Annotated in this window: 14 protein-coding genes; 10 read left to right on the forward strand and 4 right to left on the reverse strand. The window is 47.4% G+C overall.

The window, feature by feature from the left end; all coding sequences use genetic code 11:
- Window positions 1-176 precede the first annotated feature (176 nt).
- Entirely contained in the window at window positions 177-1,337 is a 1,161-nt protein-coding gene (locus tag MJB10_RS07715) for a Gfo/Idh/MocA family protein (protein ID WP_314803180.1), read from the reverse strand.
- 31 nt (window positions 1,338-1,368) lie between these two features.
- Window positions 1,369-2,907: an MGH1-like glycoside hydrolase domain-containing protein gene (locus MJB10_RS07720; RefSeq protein WP_314803182.1), complete on the reverse strand. Its 1,539-nt coding sequence runs from the start codon at window positions 2,905-2,907 to the stop codon at window positions 1,369-1,371.
- A gap of 136 nt (window positions 2,908-3,043) precedes the next feature.
- Here MJB10_RS07720 and MJB10_RS07725 point away from each other — a divergent pair, with 136 nt between their 5' ends.
- The 9 genes from MJB10_RS07725 (at window position 3,044) to MJB10_RS07765 (ending at window position 16,889) form a co-directional block, all read left to right on the forward strand.
- Window positions 3,044-3,946, forward strand: a complete 903-nt coding sequence (locus MJB10_RS07725) for an AraC family transcriptional regulator (RefSeq protein WP_314803184.1) — start codon at window positions 3,044-3,046, stop codon at window positions 3,944-3,946.
- 211 nt (window positions 3,947-4,157) lie between these two features.
- Entirely contained in the window at window positions 4,158-6,410 is a 2,253-nt protein-coding gene (locus MJB10_RS07730) for a helix-turn-helix domain-containing protein (protein ID WP_314803186.1), read from the forward strand.
- Window positions 6,411-6,581: 171 nt separating this feature from the next.
- The gene (locus MJB10_RS07735; RefSeq protein ID WP_314803188.1) at window positions 6,582-7,535 is read left to right on the forward strand and encodes an ABC transporter permease; all 954 of its coding nucleotides are present in this window, start codon (window positions 6,582-6,584) and stop codon (window positions 7,533-7,535) included.
- Window positions 7,536-7,581: 46 nt separating this feature from the next.
- Complete coding sequence (locus MJB10_RS07740) at window positions 7,582-9,138, forward strand: extracellular solute-binding protein (RefSeq protein WP_314803190.1); 1,557 nt, start codon at window positions 7,582-7,584, stop codon at window positions 9,136-9,138.
- An 80-nt stretch (window positions 9,139-9,218) separates the two neighbouring features.
- A complete protein-coding gene (locus MJB10_RS07745; RefSeq protein WP_314803192.1) occupies window positions 9,219-10,088 on the forward strand; it encodes a carbohydrate ABC transporter permease in 870 nt (289 codons plus the stop codon).
- 161 nt (window positions 10,089-10,249) lie between these two features.
- A complete protein-coding gene (locus MJB10_RS07750) occupies window positions 10,250-12,796 on the forward strand; it encodes a CBM96 family carbohydrate-binding protein (protein ID WP_314803194.1) in 2,547 nt (848 codons plus the stop codon).
- A gap of 74 nt (window positions 12,797-12,870) precedes the next feature.
- On the forward strand, window positions 12,871-13,971 hold the full coding sequence (locus tag MJB10_RS07755) for a peptidylprolyl isomerase (RefSeq protein WP_314803195.1): 1,101 nt from the start codon (window positions 12,871-12,873) through the stop codon (window positions 13,969-13,971).
- A 19-nt stretch (window positions 13,972-13,990) separates the two neighbouring features.
- On the forward strand, window positions 13,991-14,827 hold the full coding sequence (locus MJB10_RS07760; protein ID WP_314803197.1) for a sugar phosphate isomerase/epimerase family protein: 837 nt from the start codon (window positions 13,991-13,993) through the stop codon (window positions 14,825-14,827).
- A 364-nt stretch (window positions 14,828-15,191) separates the two neighbouring features.
- A complete protein-coding gene (locus MJB10_RS07765) occupies window positions 15,192-16,889 on the forward strand; it encodes a type 2 periplasmic-binding domain-containing protein (RefSeq protein ID WP_314803199.1) in 1,698 nt (565 codons plus the stop codon).
- A gap of 87 nt (window positions 16,890-16,976) precedes the next feature.
- On the opposite strand, the gene MJB10_RS07770 is transcribed toward MJB10_RS07765, so the two are convergent.
- Both MJB10_RS07770 and MJB10_RS07775 read right to left on the reverse strand, forming a co-directional pair.
- Window positions 16,977-18,611 carry a response regulator transcription factor gene (locus MJB10_RS07770; RefSeq protein ID WP_314803201.1) on the reverse strand — a complete coding sequence of 545 codons (1,635 nt, stop codon included), beginning with the start codon at window positions 18,609-18,611 and terminating at the stop codon, window positions 16,977-16,979.
- Between the two features lie 15 nt (window positions 18,612-18,626).
- On the reverse strand, window positions 18,627-20,342 hold the full coding sequence (locus tag MJB10_RS07775) for a sensor histidine kinase (RefSeq protein WP_314803203.1): 1,716 nt from the start codon (window positions 20,340-20,342) through the stop codon (window positions 18,627-18,629).
- A gap of 135 nt (window positions 20,343-20,477) precedes the next feature.
- On the opposite strand from MJB10_RS07775, the gene MJB10_RS07780 reads away from it, so the two are divergent.
- Window positions 20,478-21,431, forward strand: coding sequence for an ABC transporter permease (locus MJB10_RS07780; protein WP_397386580.1), 954 nt, complete (start codon window positions 20,478-20,480; stop codon window positions 21,429-21,431).
- Window position 21,432 lies beyond the last annotated feature (1 nt).

Here is a 21,432-nt window from a genome sequence, read left to right on the forward strand (position 1 = left end):
GATAGCAACATTTAGGAGAAAAGATCTTCCGCTTTAATGTCGTGCCACTTCGTGTTAAAGGCCTGCTACGAAGACTGTCTGTCGCCTAAACCGATAACAAAAAAGCTCTCCAGAAGGTCTTTGACCGTGCTTGGAGAGCTTTTTCGCGGGATCTTAAAATGTTGCCGTATGATTAATCAGTAGGTTCCCGTGACGTCAACGACCTTTTGGGATAATTTCTTTTCTACCTTTGAATGTTGAATCCGTTCGAGCAGAAGCTCATGGAAATGATCATGGTTAAATTGTTCTAGATCCACCCAATCGTTCGTCCATGTGGAATAGTGAATGGCGTTGGAGATGGTTAGACCATGAATTCCCTCTTCCCCTGGGGAAAGCAGCGGCGTACCCTTTAAGATAGCTTGCGTAAAGCTTTTCATAATCCCTACATGATCCTCGTTTGTCCCGACAACCGGAATGTCACAAACCCAGGCCTCCGGCCGCTTGAACGGTTCAGTGTTGGATCGGTTATGCTCCCGCTCGGGGATGCGGTTGCGGTGAAAGGTGATTTTGTTGTTCTCGACTACGATTTTGCCGCGATCACCGGAAAGCTCCAAACGGTTTGTACCTGGGGATTCTCCCGTAGAGGTAATGTACACACCACTTGCGCCGTTTGCATATTCGAGATAGGCAGTCACATCGTCCTCAACCTCGATATTGTAATACTTGCCGAAACTTACAAAGGAACGTAACCGCTTCGGCATGCCAAGTATCCATTGAAGGAGATCCAGGTTGTGGGGGTTCTGGTTAATCAGTGTACCGCCGCCTTCTCCCTTCCAAGTGGATCGCCACGATCCAGAATCGTGGTAAGCCTGTGGTCGATACCAGTCTGTGACAATCCAGACCACACGCTTTAATTCACCAAGCTCGCCGTCTTGAACCAACTCCCTCAGCTTTTGATAGACGGGGTTGGTTCTTTGGTTGTACATGATACAGAATACTTTGTCCGACTTGGCTGCGGCAGCATTCATCATAAGTACTTGCTTTGTATATACCCCGGCAGGCTTCTCAACCAGAACATGAAGACCGTGGGAGAAGGCTTCGATGGAGAGACTTGGGTGGTCATAGTGTGGCACAGCCACGAGAACAGCATCGATCAACCCGCTTTGGTACATGTCAGTCGCATGCTCGAAGACCGGCACCCCAGGAAATTCACGGCCGGCCCATTCCCTCCGCTCTTCGCTGATATCACAAACGGCTGCTAGTTTAAGTCCGGGAACCTTGTGCTCTATATGAATCTGAATGCAGTGGGACGAGCCCATGTTGCCAAGTCCTATAATTCCGATGCGTACGAATTCCATCGTATGATTCCTCCTCTAGTGTCGTTCCAGTTTACTTACCCAGCTCCACATACTCTTCGCCATTCTCCCACTTGACCACAAGCGTTAATGGGATCGTTGAGGAAGCCGTAATGACTGGCTTCTGATTCAAGCATTCGCGTTCTTCGCACCGAAGCTCCATGATGCCATCTATGCCGAATGGATATTGGGAAACACCGTGGGCCTGCAGAAGTCTTACATCCCATACCAACTTGGCGTTAGGCACATCGGGCTTAAGGCCAAATACGAATTCAAACAGGACGGCAATGGGGGAGAGTCCCGTCCAACCCACGAAGTCACCTTTGGAGTGGAACCCCCTTGAAACCAGCTCGGGCGCGTAGTTTTCCCATAGGGTGCCTGACTCGAGGAACACTTTAACGACATGCTCAAGGTGACGCACCGCAATGTTATGGGCAAGGGCATTGTAATCAGACTTTTGAAGTCCCTTTAATACCATATAGTTGGTTGGCGCCCAAACCCCGCCACGCCAATAATCGCCGCCCTCATGGTAGCCTGGATCGTCAGCGGAGAGGGTGGGAATCGGATGAGGCCGGTTGAATTCCTTCTCATTAGTTAGATGTCCGATGAAACGCTCCATGCTGTTTGACGGGACTACGTCCGCAAGCAGGGACCAGTAAGCCCCGATAGATTTAACGTAGTTCAGGCGCCCGTCCTTCCAACGGTCATAATAGAAGGCGGTGTTCTCGTCCCATAAATGGCGGTTCATATAACTGGAAAGGCTGTTGATTTCATCCTCAAAGTCAGGGATTTCTTCTGTCCGGCCTACCTCCCAGCTCATCTGCAGCAGGAGCTTGGCGCTTAAGATCTGCTGGAAGCAGGTGTCCGTCCAAACCATATGCCCGTGGGACCAGCGTTCATCATAAATGCGCTCCAGCCTTGGCTGGTTGTCCATGCCGCAGCCCCAACCGGATGACCAGTAGGTGCCATCCGGCCATGTTCGGTACTCGCGAAGCCAGCGGTGATACGCAACAAGAATGGGAAACACCTTGGACAATCGTTCCTTGTCCCCGAAATTCAGGTAATATTCCCATTCCGCCATAGGGAGAATATTTGGCCCTGTGCTGGAGGGGTCGAAGCGATGGTACCGATCCAAACCAGCTCTCTCATCGATCTCACGGCAGATAAAACCATCCTTATGCTGCTTCGCGTACAGATTATCCAGCGTACGTTGGAAATTAAAGGCACGTGAGCCATAACGGGCAAACAGCAGAATAAAGCTAGAATCCCACATGAAGAGACAGTCATTGAATGCTGTATCTATAAAGTTAGACACAAACCCATTCTCCGGAGTAGGCTTTCGAAGGTTCCCAAAGGCTAACTCCCATGCCTTCCAATAACACTGAATGGCCTCATCCTGTCCGTTCCAAAAGGGTTGGGGAAGAATAGTCTTCACTTGATCAAAGACAGGAAGCTCTTTGTCTTCCCTCTCGACGTTTAGGAAGCTGTTCTCCTGAACAAGTGGATTAGACACGTACATTTCGTAAACTTCAATATGACGGGGATTTGATATAAATGTAAGGGGTTCCGACATCAAATCAGCTCCTTTCTTTGTATTTAAAATTGTGATCCTTTTAAGTCTCCTATATAATTATAATAGTGATATTATCGAAATATCTTCCATTATTATAACGAAAAATAACACTATTATAGATTATGGGAGGTATAGTATGATCGTTGATGAAGGCCTGATTTTCGAGAAGGATGAAGGGATTATTGATTTTCCACTAAGGGTTGCTTACAGCGATTCAACAGAAGTCAGAAATACGGGTAGATTCGTGTACCTTCATTGGCACAAGGAGTTTGAATTCAGCATCATCACCGAAGGAAGCATGATGATGGAGATTGACGGGAAGCCCCTTTTCGTACAAGAAGGCGATGTCATCATCATTCATCCCAATGAAATTCACAGCAGCTATTGCATGGATAATATCAATTGTCGTTTGTTTGGGATCATTTTCAGCATGGGACTGCTGAACAGCGCTCAATCAGATGCTTGTCAGACGAAATATGTGGATCCTTTTCTCGTAGGACAATACAAGTTTCCATCACTGATCCGGAATGTGCCAGGCTGGCAAGCGGAAGTCGTTGCCAATGTCAAACGGATTATCGAAGTTTATCGTCAGAAGCCGACTGGTTTTGAAATTCAAATCAAAGCCAGCTTGTACTTAATTCTCGCGGAGATTATTTCAAACAAGGCGTTCACGACGTCCTCTCAGTCTAGCAACAATCTGAACCCCCATATAGAGAAGCTCCAAAAATCAATCGAGTATATGGAGCGTCATTACGACAATCGAATCTACATAGAAGAAGTTGCGGAAGTGTCGGGCCTCAGTTTGGAGCGCTTTTTTAAATTTTTCAAGCATTTTACAGGTGATACGCCTGTTATGTATCTAACCCGTCACCGGATCAGAATAGCCTCTCAATATTTGAAGTATTCTGATCTGTCCGTGTTGGACATTGCCTTAAAAACAGGCTTTGAAAACGTCAGCTATTTTATCAAAACATTTAAGAAACATCATGGCATGACACCGCACGCCTTCCGGAAGTCTGGACATAACAACTCCCTATAATTGCTTGAAAAGAAATGTGTGTAGGATCATCAAGAAAAGGGAACTCTCAGTCAAAATAGGGGAATTCACACCACAGCCATTCAAGTGTATGATAGAGTGGCGCAAATACTTGAAACAGCTCAATCCGAGGGAGAATGCGATGATGACTAGCCTATGGCACTATACAAAAAAACGAAATCCAGCGTTCTTCGCCAGGAGCATAAAAACCAAGATGTTTATCTCAATTCTGCTGCTCTCCAGTCTGCCAGTAGCGATTATGGGTATTGTGAGCGCTTCCTACGCAACGAAAATCATTGGTAACCACAATAACCAAATGAACGCCATACTCCTGGAGAAATCAAGGGATGAAATGGATGGGGTATTCCGCAAATTCGATGAGCTTATGCTGCAATACACCTATGATAATATGTCACTTCGCAGGTTCGCCGAGATTGACTTAAACTACAAGAACCACCTGGAAGTCAGGGAACTGGTTCAAACGCTTACCAATCTTAAGAGCGGGATGAACCATGTCCTGGAAGTCGACTTTTATAATATACCCTATGGGAAGGTCGTCTCCTCATCAGCGGGAAATATCATGACAATCGATGATTTTCAGGACAGCGAGCTTTTGGATAACATCCGGCACACCCCCGAATTAGGTACATGGATGTCGACTAGGATTTCCATCAACAACCGCATCAATACCCCTGCGATCACCTTGATTCGGCCTATTCGGGATGTATCGAACCGCAAGGTTGGCGCTTTTATTATTTATCTGGATGCAGTATCTCTAAGCAATCGGATGAAAACGGCAGATCCAACAAACCAGTTGTTCATCGTAAATGGGGATGGCTTTGTCGTACTCCATTCAGAAACGACTCGTATTGGTTCTTCCTATAAGCAGGAGGCCTTTCTGAATATGTTGAGGAGCGTCAGGAATTCAGGCGATCTCCAGCTGCGAATGTCCTTTGAGGGCACTCCCTCCTACTTGTCAATTAATTACTCCCCGTACCATGACTGGTTCTTTGTTTCCTCCATTCCGGAATCGGCCATTGCCAAGGAGCCTCTTCGGATGCGGAACTTTATTTTGGCAGGCAGCTTGGGTCTTGTGCTCGTGGCGCTGATCGTCGCATTCCTTACGACCAAAAGGCTTTATTCTCCACTGGGGCATCTGGCCAAGCGATTAAGACGGCATGATCCGGAGGAAGTCTCCTCCTTGAACGAAGTTCAGTCCATTACAAACTATATTGAAGTGATGGAGGAAAATAACCAAACCCTACAAAAGACAATTGAACAATATTCGGATGAAATTCGGAATTACGTGCTCTTTCAGATTTTGCTTGGCGGCAACAGCAAACTGCCTCTTGATGAAGTCGGCTATGTCGATCAAGAGCTTGCCTTATACTTGTTGGAGCTGGACCAACGGGAGTTGGAAGAGAAATTCAGTACCAAGGACCAATATTTATATTACTTTGCAGTCGAAAATATTGCCTCGGAGCTGCTCGGAGCCTTTGGGTTTGTCAAAATACTCATGATTCAACCCGGCCAGTTTGTCATTGTGCATCAGTTAAAGGATACATCGGATCATAAGGTTCTGCAGGAGCGGGGAGAAGCAGTGTTAAGGTCGATACTGCAATATTTGAAGCTCAATTGTGTAATCTCCGCCAGTTATTCTGCCTCAGGAGCTGAGGGGCTGCATGAAGCTTATGTAGAAGCAAGACAAGGCATGCGCTATCGATTCGCTCTTGGCGGCAACAGGGTCATTATCTTCAATCAGTTGGATCCCGCCATATCCATCCAGACCTCGACGTTAACCGAATATGAAAACGATCTGATCCGCTCGGTAGAGGAGATGAATGCAGTCTTGGCCAGGGACCGCTTCTCCGCCTTGGTTTCTATACTGCGGGAGGACTATACGATGTCCGTAGAAGAAATGATTGGCTTCTTCTCCCAGCTTCTGTTCAACTTGATTCGGCATGTTCGATCAGAAAATGGAAAAGTTCTTACTCAGCAGGAAATTAAATCGTTGATAGCAGAGCTTGCCAAACAGCGGAGCCTGCAGCAATTTGAGGATTTCTTCAATAGGCAGCTGTTTGACAAGCTTCAGACTGAGCCCAATAAAGGAAGCCAATCGGACATACAGTTGATTGGCAAGGTGACCGCCTACATCCAATCCCATTATGATCAGGATATTTCCTTGCAAGGGTGTGCGGAGATGGCAGGCGTAAACCCTTTCCACCTAAGCAGGCTGTTCAAAAAGGTCACTGGCATCAACTTTGTGGATTATGTAATTGACTACCGGATCCAGATAGCAAAGGAACTGTTGGCCGATCCGAAGTTACTGGTACAGGACATAGCAGAGATGCTGCGATATGCGAATGTAAAGGGTTTTATCCGGGTATTCAAAAAGGTGACTGGCAGAACGCCGGGAAGCTATCGAAGAGATCCTGGCGGCGAGGATAGAGAAGATTCGGAAGAATAAGGTCAATAAAAGGGACGCTCCGTTCATGCGGTGTGTCTCTTTTTTAAATAAAGGGACATACACACCCTTTTTTTGCGTATCAATCTGTTCTTGCTTAGGTCAAAAGGTGGGTATTGCTTAAATCACTTCTGGTACCCTATGCTGAGGTCACGGAAGGAGGTGAACGAACAAATGGATTCAGAGCTTAGCACTACGATCCGTTCTAATCTAGTCACACTCAACAAACAAAGTCGTTGGAAGACCTTTTACAAAGAGCGGTATCTTTGGCTTCTCCTACTGCCCGGGCTGATCTACTTTCTCGTTTATAAGTACATTCCCATGCTGGGGGTTGTCATTGCGTTCCAACATTTCACCCCTATGAAAGGGTTCCTGCACAGTGAATGGGTTGGCTGGAAAAACTTTGCCCAAATCTTTGATAGTCCTGATGTGGGCATTTATCTATCCAATACATTGATCATTAGCTTTTATCAAATCGTGTTTGCATTTACGGTTCCCGTTGTTATCGCGGTTCTATTGAATGAAATTCGGTCTAAGTGGCTGCAGCGGTTGATTCAGACCACCATATATTTACCTCACTTTCTGTCTTGGGTTGTGGTGGCAGGTATCTTCTATATGCTGTTTAAACAGGATGGCTCCATAAACAACCTATTGACAGGCTTGGGGTTCCAACCCATCGAAATTCTTTCTAACAAGGATACCTTCCGCGGAATGCTTGTGTTACAAGTGATTTGGAAGGAGGCTGGATGGGGGACCATTATTTATTTGGCCGCCTTGACTGGCATCGACCCGGAGTTGTATGAGGCAGCGAAAATCGACGGTGCAGGCCGGTGGAGACAGATTTGGCATATTACCCTCCCTGGCATTAAAAGCACGATCATTGTCCTGTTCATTCTCCGGCTAGGAAGTGTCCTTGACGTAGGATTTGAACAAGTGTATCTGATGTTGAACCCGACTGTGTCAGCAGTTGGCGAGGTTCTGGATACGTATGTTTACCGTGTCGGTGTTGTCAATGGTAATTTTAGCTTCACGACGGCCGTTGGGCTTCTGAAGGGGGTTGTCGGAATGGTTCTTATTGTCTCTGCGAATTATTTGGCAAAGCTATTTGGGGAACGAGGCGTTTACTAAACGAACGTACGGCAATTCAATTAAATGATAACTAGGGGGATTTTCAATGAAGAAAGTTTTAAGCACTTCAGTAGTAGCAGTATTGCTCATATCTACATTGGCTGCATGCGGAAGCAGCAAAGATGGGGAAAAAGCATCGGGCAGCTCCAGCAGCCCATCCTCGACTACCAAAGCGGTAGAGAAAAAATACAAAATTCGTGCGATGAATATCTTGTACGGTGCTGCACCACCAGATAACGGCGCCGGAAAAAAAGCGATCGAAGAGCGGTACAACATTGATTTAGAATATATTCCGGTTGTAAGCGGTGAATATAACAATAAGCTGGGCGTGACGCTTGCTTCCGGCGACGTACCGGATATCGTGCTGATTCCTTTCCTGGATAATCAATGGAACACCGCTATAGACGGCGGCCAGTTTATGCCACTGACCAAATACATCAATGACAAGGCCAACTATCCAAATTTCAGCAAAATTTCCCCAGATCTCCAGAGTATCCTTAAGGTGAAGGGAGAGGTTTACGGCATTCCACGCTTCAGAGGCGTACCTGGTCAAACCCAAGTGCTACGGAAGGATTGGATGGACAAGCTGGGTTTGAAAACACCAACCAACTACGATGAGCTGTTCGAGGTGCTGAAGGCATTCAAAGAGAAGGATCCGGACGGCAATGGAAAGAACGATACTTTCGGCGCTACAGCTTCCTTGAACGGTACGGACATCAATATTGGCGTTAATATGGCCTCTTTCAAAGCTGGTCCTAACCTAGGCTGGGTGGAAGACGGCAAGGGAGGAATTATTCCTTCCGACTTCGCTCCGAACACCAAAGCGGCTTATGGTTATATCGCCAAGCTATACAAGGAAGGCTTGATTCCTCAGGACTTCGCTGTGCGCAAAGATGCCCAATCGGAGGACGATTTCCTTCTCGGCAAGGCTGGCTCAACGCATGGATGGAGCTATACGGCTTATAATAATGACCGTCTGAAGAAAGCAAGAGCCGTAGAACCGAAATGGGCTGTTGCCCCTGTTGCTCCACTTAAGGCTCCAGATGGATACCAGGGCTACGTGAAGTCCTATGGCTACTTTGGTGCATTCCTGCTTAATAAGGATCTGCTGAAGGATGAAGGCAAGTTGAAGAAGGCTCTACAAATTCTCAATGACCAGATGGGTGATGAGGGTGCAAGCTTTATCAAGTGGGGCGTTGAAGGTGTTCACTACAAAGTGGACAATGGTAATAAGGTTGCACTCGATGCGAACAATGTAGATGGACCCAACAAGTACCATCTGACTGATCCGTTGGCAGAAGGCGATTGGATTTTTGGCAGTGCAGATACCGATGAAGTGAAGAAATTGAAGAAGGATTCTTTCAAGGTAGCCATGGAAGGCAAACCGTGGCTGAGACAGGAAGAAGGTCTATATTCCAAAGCAAATGCTGAGAAGGGTGCAGAGCTTAAGAAATATGTGACAGATGAGATGATTAAGGTCATCATGGGTGAGAAACCAGTGGATTATATCGATCAGATCTTTGAAAGCTGGAAGTCCCGCGGTGGCAATGACATCATGAAGGAATTCAATGATGCTTGGAAGAATCGCAAGGACGGCAAGTAATTTCAAGTTTAGAGTCGGGATGATCATTCCTTATAAAGCATAAGGCTTAGGTCATCCCTTCTTGATTAGGAGTGGAGCCCATGACTGTAAAGAGACAGAGCGTGCTTGTGGACGCTTTAATTATTGTAGTGCTGTTTGTTTTTGCACTTGCCTGCATCTTGCCATTGATTAATGTAGCAGCCGTATCCTTTGCATCCTTGAAGGATATCGTGTCCGGTAAATTTTTACTGTGGCCTTCGGAATTCGATACGCAAGCCTATCGTTATATTCTTAAAACGGGTGTATTCTTTACCTCTCTTAAGAATACCGTATGGATCACTGTGGTTGGTACATTCATCAATCTGGCTGTGACATCAATGATGGCCTATGTTTGTTCCCGACCTAAATTCAGCGGCAGACGGTTCGTGCTTGGCATGGTACTCATCACCATGTTGTTTAACAGCGGAATTATTCCCAGTTACTTGATCGTCAAGGAAACGGGGCTGATCAACACTTTATGGGCCCTGGTCATTCCATCTGCAGTCTCAGCCTTTAATCTACTGGTCATGAGAGAGTTTTTTGAATCTATTCACGAGAGCATCATTGAATCGGCTACCATCGACGGTTGTAACGATATGGGGATCTTTTTCCGAATCATACTGCCTTTGTCAAAACCAGCATTGGCAACATTTACATTGTTCTATGCCGTGGGAAACTGGAACCAATTCTTTGCAGCTGTCATGTATCTAAACAAACCAGGCTTATGGCCTCTGCAAATTCTGCTTAGACAAATCGTTCTGGCAGGCCAATCGGATATTTATTCCAATCTGGCCAACGGAGAAGCTCTTCCACAACCGGTTACTACCCAAATGGCGACTGTTGTCCTGGCTTCGCTGCCCATTGTCATGGCATACCCGTTCCTTCAGAAGTACTTTGTCAAGGGCATAACACTTGGGGCGGTGAAAGGGTAAGCTCTTTTGGGATGAAAGGGGGTGGAAATCGCAATTCAATGGTTCGAGAGGGTTCTAATTTAAGAATGGCAGCACCCTCTTACAATTTGCGAGAAGGGAATGAAGAAGTGATGGTTATAGGGAAACGTTGGAGCTCTTTATTTCTTGTTTTTGCTTTCTTGGTGTCAACATTAGGAATATTCACCGTCCAGGCAGATACGGCATTGGCAGCAAACACCAGCTATTATGTGGACTCGGTTAACGGTCTGGATAACAATGACGGCATGAGTATATCTACCGCGTGGAAAACGCTTGGCCGTGTGAACGCCGGCCCCAATAATACGGGAGATGCCTTTCAACCCGGCGATCGGATTCTGTTCAAACGTAACGGAATCTGGAGCGGTCAACTCGCACCCAAAGGCTCGGGTTCAAGCGGGAGTCCGATCGTAATCGATATGTATGGAGACTCCGGAAATAAACCCATCCTTAATGGTGATGGTATCATTGGGGCCACGGTTTCGCTGTTCAATCAGGAATATATGGAGATTCGGAATCTGGAGGTAACGAATGATGCAACCTCCCCAGCAATCCGTTACGGGATCCGTGTAGTGGCTGACAATTTCGGAATAGCGGACCATATTTACATTGTTGATTGTACGGTCCGTAATGTGAAAGGTCAGGCGGGAACGGCTGGCATCCATTTCTTTGTGCCGGTAAATACCGTTGCAACGAAATTTAATGACATTCTGGTTGAGCGGAATGTGATTAAGACAACGGATAAGAACGGCATCTATGTGGAATCCAAGTACAGAGACGTCAATCTTGCAACCAATGTGGTGATTCGCAACAATTACCTGGAGGATGTTGGCGGCGATTCCATATTGCCAATTGGCGCTTCCAATGCATTGATAGAGTATAATGTGGTTAACGGTGGCTCAGCACGGGCATTCGGTCCGACTATTGCATTGTGGCCGTTCGCAAGTGACGATTCCTTGTTTCAATATAATGAAGTATTTAACAATAATAAGCTAATCGGCAATAATGACGGTCAAGCACTAGATGGGGACTACAAAAGCAGAAGAACGCTTTTTCAATACAACTACACCCATGACAATAAGGGTGGATTTATCGGCATCTTCAACGATGGAAGCTCAAGTATTAACTACAATATTGATCCGGTCTTCCGCTACAATATCAGCCAAAACGACGGAGAGATATCCGGCATATCCATTACCTTCTCGGGACCCTCAACCGGAGCACAGCTGTATAATAATACCGTCTATTCAAACCGATCTCTCAAGGTAATGGTAGACGGAGACTACGCGGGTACGGCGACGAACGTCAAATTCACCAATAACCTGTTCTACAACACCGGGAACTGGTCCCAATTCGGTGATGGGGATTTCACTTACAGAAATAACAGTGTTTTTAACGGAAATGGTTCGAGCAGCTATCCGAACGATCCTAATCTAATTACAACTGATCCCAAACTAGTGAATCCCGGTTCTGGGGGGACCTGGATCAATTTTGATGATCCGAACAAGCTGGCCGGCTATAAGCTTCAGAGCAGTTCACCTCTAATTAACAATGGTGTTGCGGTAACCGCCAACGGTGGCAAGGACTTCTGGGGACAACCGCTCTATTCCGGCAACCCGGACATCGGGGCGTTTGAGTATTATCCTCAAACCTCAGGTACGCCAGCTAATCTTTCCTTTGTAGCCATAGATGATTCCTCTGTAAGAGACGGCACCTCTGCAGATACGAACCAGGCGGGAAGCACCTCCTTAACGGTTCTGACTAAGAAGGACGCAATCGGCTGGAATCGGGAAGGTTTTCTGAAATTTGATTTTAATAACTTCACAGGCACGGTGAAAGAAGCATTCATAACCTTGTATCCGACAAGAACCGATTCGATAGGAATCCAAAACACGGTTGCGCTTATTTCAGACAACAACTGGACTGAATCGGGTATTACCTGGAACAGCAGACCAGCATCCGGTACCATTCTGGGAACCTATACGATAACATCAGGCACTCCGCTTACGATTGATGTAACTTCCCAGGTTCAGGCTGCCATGTCTACCGGCAAAGTGGTTTCAATTCGGGTATATCCCGCTACTGCCACTGCCTCTGGCCCCGCATCGCAAGTAGAGTACGCATCGAGTGAAAGCCTGAACAAGATACAAAGACCTGTTCTCAAAATTAACGCCTCTTATTTACCTGTGGCAGATGCCTTTGTCCGGGACGACCAATCCGGACAAGGCACCTATGGAAATACCAACTACGGCTCAGCTGATAAGCTAGAGACCAAGCTGGACCTTCCTGGATGGGACCGGGAGTCCTACATGAAATTCGATCTGAGCAATGTGAATCTGTCCCAGGTTTCCTATGCGAAGGTTCGACTGTATGCAGTGGAGACTGGAACAAGCGCGATCCAGACAGATGCCTATTATGTGTCCAGCGACAGCTGGCAAGAAAACGGAATAACTTGGAACAATAAGCCAAGCTCCACAACGAGCGCCATTGCCACTTGGACTAAGCCTGCTGCAGGCACTTGGGTTGAGTTCGACGTCACCACCCAGCTGAACAATGAGCTAGCTAATAGCTCGGATAAGCAGCTTTCTCTGAGGCTGGTGTCCAAGACCAGTGGTTCGGAGAGCTGGATAAGGTATGCCACTAAAGAATATGCAACTGCAGCCTACAGACCCGAGTTAATTGTAAAGCCGTAATATGTTTAGTGTATGGGGATAACGGGTCACGTTATCCCCATACACGGGTACAAAGATGCTGAGGGGGAACTGCCATGCCACCTAGGAAGATGAAGTGGAAAATGGTACCATGGATTGTAGGTATGGCGGCTGTGGGCGTTATATCTGCATGGGTAACTCTCTCCCATACAGGGATGGATAAATACGCCATCGTGGCGAAAGTCAACGATACCGGGATTACCGCGGAAGACTTGGAGACCCGAATGTCTTACTTGCGAAATGATACCGTTCAATACTTCAAGCGCACTTATCAGGCTGAAGTAAACCGTGACTTTTGGGATAGGCGATTCGGAAATGAGAATCCACTGGCGTATATCCGAAAGCTTGCTCTGGATGACTTGGTACGGGAGAAGTTGGAGCAGCAGTTGGCTGTCCAATATGGGATAGATTATATAAGCAGCACCGATGACCTACATCAAAAACTAATTAAAGAAAATAAGAGGCGTGCAGAGGCGGTCAAACAAGGCAAGCCGATTTACGGACTCATGCAATATGATGAAAAGACATACGCTTCTTATCTGCGCAGCAATATGCTTATCCAATTGAAGCAAGTTCTATCACAATCCCTGCTTGTCGTAACGGACAAGGAGGCGGAAGTCAGCTACCAATCACAAGGTTCGGAGGGGTTCAGACTTCCTGGATTGATTAGAATGGATCGTTATTCCATTCCCTTTCTTGGAAAAGATGGAGGCATCGAACTTGGGTTAAAGGCGGAGGCTGAATCGGCTATGAACAACCTGTACCTCCAAGCAAGCAAGGGGGAAGATCTTGCGGGAGCAGCTGCCAAATGGAATGAGAATGCCAACGGCATAAGCAATCTGCGCATCAAACACCAGGAGCTTACCTTTGAGCCTAAGAATAGACGCTCCGATCAGGTGGAATATCCCGAGCTGCTGGATTGGGCGGACAAACTGGAACAAGGTGGTCTTAGCCCGGTATTGATGATTTCGGGAGAAATTGTCGTCTTTCGATTGACCCAAAAAAGTACGGGGGATGTGCAAGCCTTCCACCTAGTGAAGGAGCAGATTAAAAACAGGCTGCTTGATGAAAAATTCGAGCTGCTGATTCAGGATATGCGTTCCCATGCGGAAACCCAAATTCAGGAGCAAGTCTATGAGAACGTGAAAATGGAATAAACCATGGAGGAAATAGAAAATGAAACTTGCACTTTTTACTGTAATGCTGCCTCACTGTACCTTGGAGCAATCATTGGATATTTTAAAAAGAAGCGGATACGACGGTGTGGAATGGAGAGTGGCCAAAGTCAATCCTGCTTTGGCTGCGGAAGAGCCTTCCTTTTGGGGAAATAACAGATCTACAGTGGATGTAGATTCGGACATGCAGTTCTTGGAAGGACTCCGGTCCGAGACGGAGCGCAGAGGACTTACGGTGCCCAATCTAGGAAGTTACCTTCCGACGGGGGATTTGTCTGCTGTGGAACGGGATATGCTTATTGCAATCGCACTTGGTGCTCCGTCTATCCGAGTGGGAGTACCCGCCTATGACCGGAGCCGCAAATACCAGGAGCTGCTAGCTGAAGGACGCTCCTATCTGGAGGGCGTACAGTCCCTAAGTCGGAAGTATGGAATTAAGGGGCTAATCGAGATACACATGGGCAATATCGCAACCAGCGCCTCTGGGGCAAGACGTCTTGTAGAGGGAATGGATCCTAGCTGTATTGGAGTCATTCATGATGCCGGGAATATGGTTTTTGAAGGCTATGAGAATTACAAGATGGGACTTGAGATTCTTGGTGAATATCTGGCTCATGTCCATATCAAGAATGCTAGGTGGGTTTGCGAACCATCAGTTGAGGGTGTTCGCTGGAAAGCGGAGCCGGCGCCCATTCAGGAGGGAGCAGCTGATTTGAAGCAGTTGCTGGTTGACTTGAAAAATATTGGATATGACGGTTGGCTCAGTCTGGAAGATTTCTCCGACCAGGCTGTGACCGAAGAGAGGTTGGCATCGATTGCGGCCTATTTAAGGAATTAGTCGAAGCAGGCACATGATCCTTGTTGACACAGTTACCGGAATGTCGCAAACCCAGGTACGGAAAGGGCAGCTTAGGCTGCTCTTTTTGTCCATATTGTTGCCTTCAAACTAGGCGTTACAATGTTTTGCCTATAAGGATGGCTTGTAGTTATTCTTTTTGGTGGTATATATCATTTTTTGGCTATATATGGGGATGTCTTTAAAATGAAAGGGCTTTATTTTCGACCAAAAAGTAGTATACAATCACCTTAAACTGTTATTTTCAACCTGCTCCCCTTGCGATACGATGAAATCAGGCATTGCGCTTCTCTTAATAGGATTGGGGCAATCCATCAGCCAAACTAATTTTCTGGGGGGTAAGAAATTGAAAAAAACGGTAAAGAAACAAGTGATTTCCTTGCTAGCTCTTGCAATAAGCACGGGTACGGTGCTAGCTGCTTGCAGTAAGGGCAGTGATACATCTTCAACAAGCAGCCCTTCCTCTGCGGCTACTAGCACACCTACTACGTTCAACGGCAAGTTCGATCCGCCAATCACCTTGACAGCTGTCAAATGGGTGGAAGGCGACAACAAGTTCAAGCAAGGTGAGTCCATCGAGAATAACGTATTGGACAAGACGATAGCGGCTGATACTGGGATCCAAATGAAGTATCTCTGGACTGCATCAACGGGCGACGCTTACAAAGAAAAGCTTCGGTTGTCGTTTACAGCCAACGAAGAAATGCCTGAAATCGTCATGGTGGACGATACCACTCTGATGAAGCAGATGGTAGATTCAGGGAAATACCGTGAGGTCGGTGATCTATTCGATAAATATGCAGGCCCGACTTGGAAGGAAGCCGTGGCGGCTCATCCAGAATCATGGAACTTATCCACGATTAACGGGAAGAAATACGGATTCCCGATGCTTAATACAGTAAACGCTGGGGACGATGTGCTGTGGATCCGTGAGGATTGGCTAAAAAAGCTAAATTTGAAAGCACCGACGACCATTGATGAGATGGATGCTGTACTAGAAGCCTTCACCAAGCAGGACCCTGATGGCAACGGCAAAGCGGATACCTTCGGCCTCTCCGCAGCACTTAAGGATTCAACGATCGGTCGCTGGATGGGTGACTACGGCTTCGTGTTCGGCGCTTACGGCGTGCATGGCGGCTGGAGCAAAGGTTCGGACGGCAAGCTGATGGAGACAATCATCACCCCTGCTGCCAAGCAGGCGTTGACAAAGCTTTCGGGCTGGGTCAGCAAAGGCTATATTCCGCAGGATGCCGGCGTATTCGATGAGATGAAGGCAGGAGAGCTGTTCAACGCAGGCAAAGCAGGTATGATCGTAGGCAACCACTGGCTGTCTGTCTGGCCGTTCCCGGATCTGAAGAAGAACGTGCCGACTGCTGAATTCAAGCCTTATCCGCTTCCTGTTGGCCCGGATGGCAAAACCTCTTACGGTACCAATAACGCTACCAATGGCCGTGTTATCATGGTCAGCAAGGTGTCTAAGCATCCCGAAGCCGTCCCTGTGTACTTGAACTGGTTCTATGAGAATTACCTGAACCCGAAGAAGGGCTCCAAGTACGAGTATGGCTTGGCGGAAAACTATGACTGGGCTGTTGTGGACGGTAAGCCGACAAACGACAAGGCCAAGGTTCCGAACTATCTGGACGTTGTGCGCTATTCCATTCCGAAGGATTTTAACCTGCCAGATTCTTGGATCAAGATCATGACCAAATTCACGTCCGGTGGCAAGCCGGAAACTCCGCTTGAAGTGAAATTTATGGGTGGTCTAGATGATCCTAGCATCGCTGCTGCGAAAATCATTCTTGACGCCAAAGCGAAGGGTTATCCGCAGACTGACTTGGCAGCCGGAGTTCCTGCAACATCGACCCGTCAATCCAAGGGTAGTATGCTTGACAAAATGAAGACCGAAACATGGATCAATATTATATACGGTAAACAGCCCGTAGACTCCTATGACAAGTTCATCAGTGATTACAAGGCGGCTGGTTACGAACAATATGCGAAGGAAGTTAATGAATGGTACCAAGCCAATATTGCCAATAAATAAAATAGAACGAATAAAGAGCTATCCTCCAAGCTAACGTGCCGCTCGGGGGATAGCTCTTTGCGCTGTTGGGTGCCTTATACACAATCACTATTGACGGTCCCGGTATTCCTGGGGAGTGACACCGAAGTATTTTTTGAACACCTTGATGAAATAAGGGGTATTCTGATAACCGAGCTTCTCACTGATCTGATAGATCTTCATAGGCGTTTGTTGAAGCATGACTACGGCTCGGTCCATACGGAGACGGTACAGGTAGTCACTGATGTTCTCACCGGTTTCCAGCTTAAAGATTTTAGAGAGATAACCGGGATTAAGGAAAACTTGGTCGGCTATGGCTTGAAGGGAAACGTCCTCAGATAAATGCTGCTCCACATATAGCTGGATTTGGGCAACCAGGCTGCTGCGCGCCGATCGGGTTTCCTGTTCCATATCCTGCCGCAACCGTTGGAGCTGTTCGACTGAAGCTTGCCGCAACTGCTTAATCGATCGGATTTTGTCCTGCTCCAGTAGAGGGTTAAAGGTATCTCCTGACAGTTCATGGAGCCGCTTGCCGTTTTTATGGGCCAAATTCAAGTAAGTGGAGAGCAACGTGGAACCCACCTCAAGCCAATGCTCCTGGGAGTGCTGCCAATGGGCTTCAAGTTCGGTGAAGATATCGTCAAGCCGTTCCATAGCGGCATCCCATCGTCCTGCTTCCAGCAAGTTCAACAGTGTAGGGGGCTCATACAATGATTGCATACCCTTGGTTTCCTGTTCAGGTTTCGGGTACTCCGGATGGGTTGCTATCAGGAGGCCGCCAACACTGCTTACGTTCCTTCTCATCTCAAGCAGCACCTTCTGATAACACTCAGGCAAATGGTGGGGGAAGAGACCCCAAGAGCTCAAGGCGATGGATACATCTCCATGCAGATACTTCTTGACGTTCTCCTGAAGGGTACCCGCCATGAGCTCCAGATTGGGCTTGGAGCCGGTACCTGTATGGTCCGCAGGCTTATTGGAGGAATGCCCTTTGACAAGTAGAACAAGATAATCGTGGGATTCCTTTCCGAGCCATAACTGGCAAGTATCCCGCATAATTTCTTCTGCAATATTTCCTATGGCATATTCCATCAAGGAAAGAGATTGTCTGTCATAGGTATGAAAGGGCTCCTCTAATCGAATCAGCATGACGCAAACTTCGCCTCCCGAATGGAAGGGAAGCCCTAAGTCCTTCAGCTTCTCTTGGAGAGCATTCCCGCTGAATTTGCGGCCATGTAGAAGGTCTTCCAGCAAGGCGGCTCTAATGGCGGGCGTGTGTTCCTGCAAGGAGGCCAGTGCTCGGCGATGCGATGCGATTTCTTCCCATTCCTGACTAAGTTCTTGCGAGAGCCTGATCAGCGTCTCGAGCAGCTCTTCGTCCCGGACCGGCTTGATCATATAGTGATCTGCTCCCAGCTGGATGGCGGATTGGGCATATTCAAATTCCGCGTGGCCGGATAACAATATAATTTTGGCACGGGGCTTTAGGAAACGGATGTGCCGGATCAAGTCCAGTCCGTCCATACCGGGCATCCGAATGTCCGTCAGCACGATATCCACGGATTCCTTGGATGCGATGGCAAGAGCTTCATATCCAGAATAGGCCTTGTGGACAGTTCCGATTCCCGCCTCCTCCCAAGGAATACGGTAGGCAAGCCCGTCCACGACGGTATGTTCATCGTCAACTATCATAATATGATGCATGATTTTACACTCCTTCTATGCCGGCCATTGCAGCACGAAACGCATGCCGCCTTTATGCCGTGCCTCTATTCGTAAGCCGGCCTGGTCACCGTATTGAATCCGCAAACGCTGATGGACATTCCAAAGTCCACATCCCATATCGCCTTCTAGCTCATTTTGCAGTCGTTCCGACAAACGAGATATGGCCCCGATCGACATACCCACCCCGTTATCTTCCACAGCAATTTGCCAAAAGCTCCCGTTGCGCCTTCCATGTAAGGTGATATATCCATCTCCAACCTTAGGCTCAAGGCCATGGATGACCGCATTCTCCACGAGGGGCTGCACCAGCAGACGCGGCACCTCCAGCCCTTCCATGTCCGCTTCGATGAAGACATTGTAGTGCAGCCGCTTCATCCGAAGGTTCTGAATCGCGAGGTAATTGTGTACAAGTTTAATCTCATCCTTTAATGTCGCGGAGGTTTTTTCCACTCGGGTTGTATAGCGGTAGTATTCTCCTAAGTTTAAAGACATGGCCATGACAGCATCCACTTCCCCAAGCGACGCCACATTCATGATGTAATACAAGCAGTTGTAGAGAAAATGGGGATTAATCTGCGCCTGAAGCTGCTTGAGGGTGGCTTCCCGGGACCGCAGCTTCTCTGCATAGACATTTTCAATTAGCACTTGGATTTCACTGGCCATTTCGTTGAAGCTGAGAAACAGATACTCGAAGTCCATGCCCGACCGGACGGGGACCCGTATCCCATAGTTTCCTTTGCGCAGTCGTTGAACGGCATGAATCAGTTCCCTGATTGGGATCTGCACGTTGCGGTAGAGCAGCAATAAGGCTATGATCCCGAGTGCAACCGTCAAAGCTGCAGTGAAATAGAAAAGATTTCGGCTCGCATTTAGAGGGGAAATGACTTCGGCAATGGGAATAACCTGAACGGCAATCCACTCCAGGCTTGAGATCGGTGCTGCATTAATTAGATACTGGGCTTTATTAAGATTGATGACTTCGTTGGTGAACGATTTATCCTTGCTCTTGCTCACAATCTCTAGGAGCTGACCCAACTCCGCGGAAGAGCCTTTGCGGGAAAATATGGGGAGTTGTCCATCCTGATATAGGAATACCTCCCCGCGGTTGCCGGTTTTATTATACTGCTCTAGCACCGTCTGCAAGCTTTCCGCCGGAAAGGTGACCTGGGTGATGTGAAGAGCATTGATCGGATTGGTATCGACATAATAGGGCTCGTAACTCTGCCGTATAAACCGAGGCGCTCCGTTGGGCGGGGTCTGATAGATCCACTTGTTCCCGGGTACCGGAGTGAAGGGTTCGCTGCCGGACGTGTAATTAGGTTGGGCTGTAACCAACAGGTTCGAATGGGGGTAGTAGATACGAATGTCGTTGTCCCATTTGCTGGAAATGGATTGGAGCTGGAGCTTCTGAACAATGGTAGTATATAGGCTGTTGACCTCAAGGGGCGAAAAAGTGCTCTTAAAATCAAGTGATTGAACGGAGGGGTCACGGCCCGTCAGGTTTCCCAGCACTGCAAGCTGACTGACTTCCGCATTAAGCTGCTGGGTGAAGAACATCAACCGGTTGCGATTGGATTCCTGCAGCACATCCTTAACCACACGGTTGCTAACCAGATTGGTGTATGTGAATAGAAGGAGAATGGGGATTAGCAGCACAATCAGAAGTATCAACATTTTTCCAAATGTGTTGAGACGAAGTTTTCTTTCCATGGCAACCGCCCCCTTAAATAGTCCAAAAAACACTATCAATCACTAAATGTTATTCTATAACTTTCGTAACCCTGTTTCTATAATGAAAACATAAAGAACATAAATGTCAAGAACATTAAAGAGGAGAGAACCTAAATGGATGGAAGTATTGCCTCCCGGCTGCGGGATACTACAGGAAGCATAAGCAAGAAAAAAACAAGCGTTTATCAGCGCAATTGGCTGTTATATCTCATGGTGGCGCCTGCTGTTATTCTGACCCTGATTTTTGCTTATACTCCGATGTATGGAGTCGTTATTGCCTTCCAAAATTACGAGCCTTGGAAAGGGATAACCGGGTCGTCCTGGATCGGACTAGATAACTTTCGGAGTCTATGGGCCTTCAAGGATGTGAAGCAAGTCATCTGGAATACCTTTTTGATATCTGGTATGAAAATCGTTGCTGAATTGGTCGCCCCGTTCATTTTTGCTCTTTTGCTCAATGAAGTCCGCCACATGGCTTTCAAGCGTTGGGTTCAGACCCTAGTCTATCTTCCGCACTTTCTTTCCTGGGTTATTCTCGGGGGCATCTTGGTTGATTTGCTTTCGCCAAGCGGCGGATTGGTCAATCGGATACTGGGCCAATTCGGTGTATCGCCGATTTTCTTTTTGGGGGATGGCAATTGGTTCCGGTTTACGGTCGTAGTGAGCAACGTGTGGAAGGAATTCGGCTTCGCCACTATTATCTATCTGGCAGCCCTCGCCGGCATCAATCCCTCTCTGTACGAGGCAGCGGAGGTCGACGGGGCATCCCGGTTGCAGCAAACCTTTTATGTTACCGTTCCCAGTCTGCTTCCCCTTATGATGGTTTTGGGTACGTTGTCCCTCGGCAATATTCTAAATGCTGGCTTTGACCAGATCTTCAACCTATACAGCTCGCTAGTATACAGCAAAGGCGACATCATCGACACGTATGTGTACCGGATGGGCCTGGTGAACGGTCAATTCAGCTTTGGGGTTGCCTTCGGGTTGTTCAAGTCAGTCATTTCCACCGTCTTCATCGTCATCAGTTACCGGTTGGCCTACCGCTACGGTAATTACCGGATATTTTAAG

The organism is Paenibacillus sp. MBLB1832, from assembly GCF_032271945.1.
GTDB lineage: Bacteria > Bacillota > Bacilli > Paenibacillales > NBRC-103111 > Paenibacillus_E > Paenibacillus_E roseopurpureus.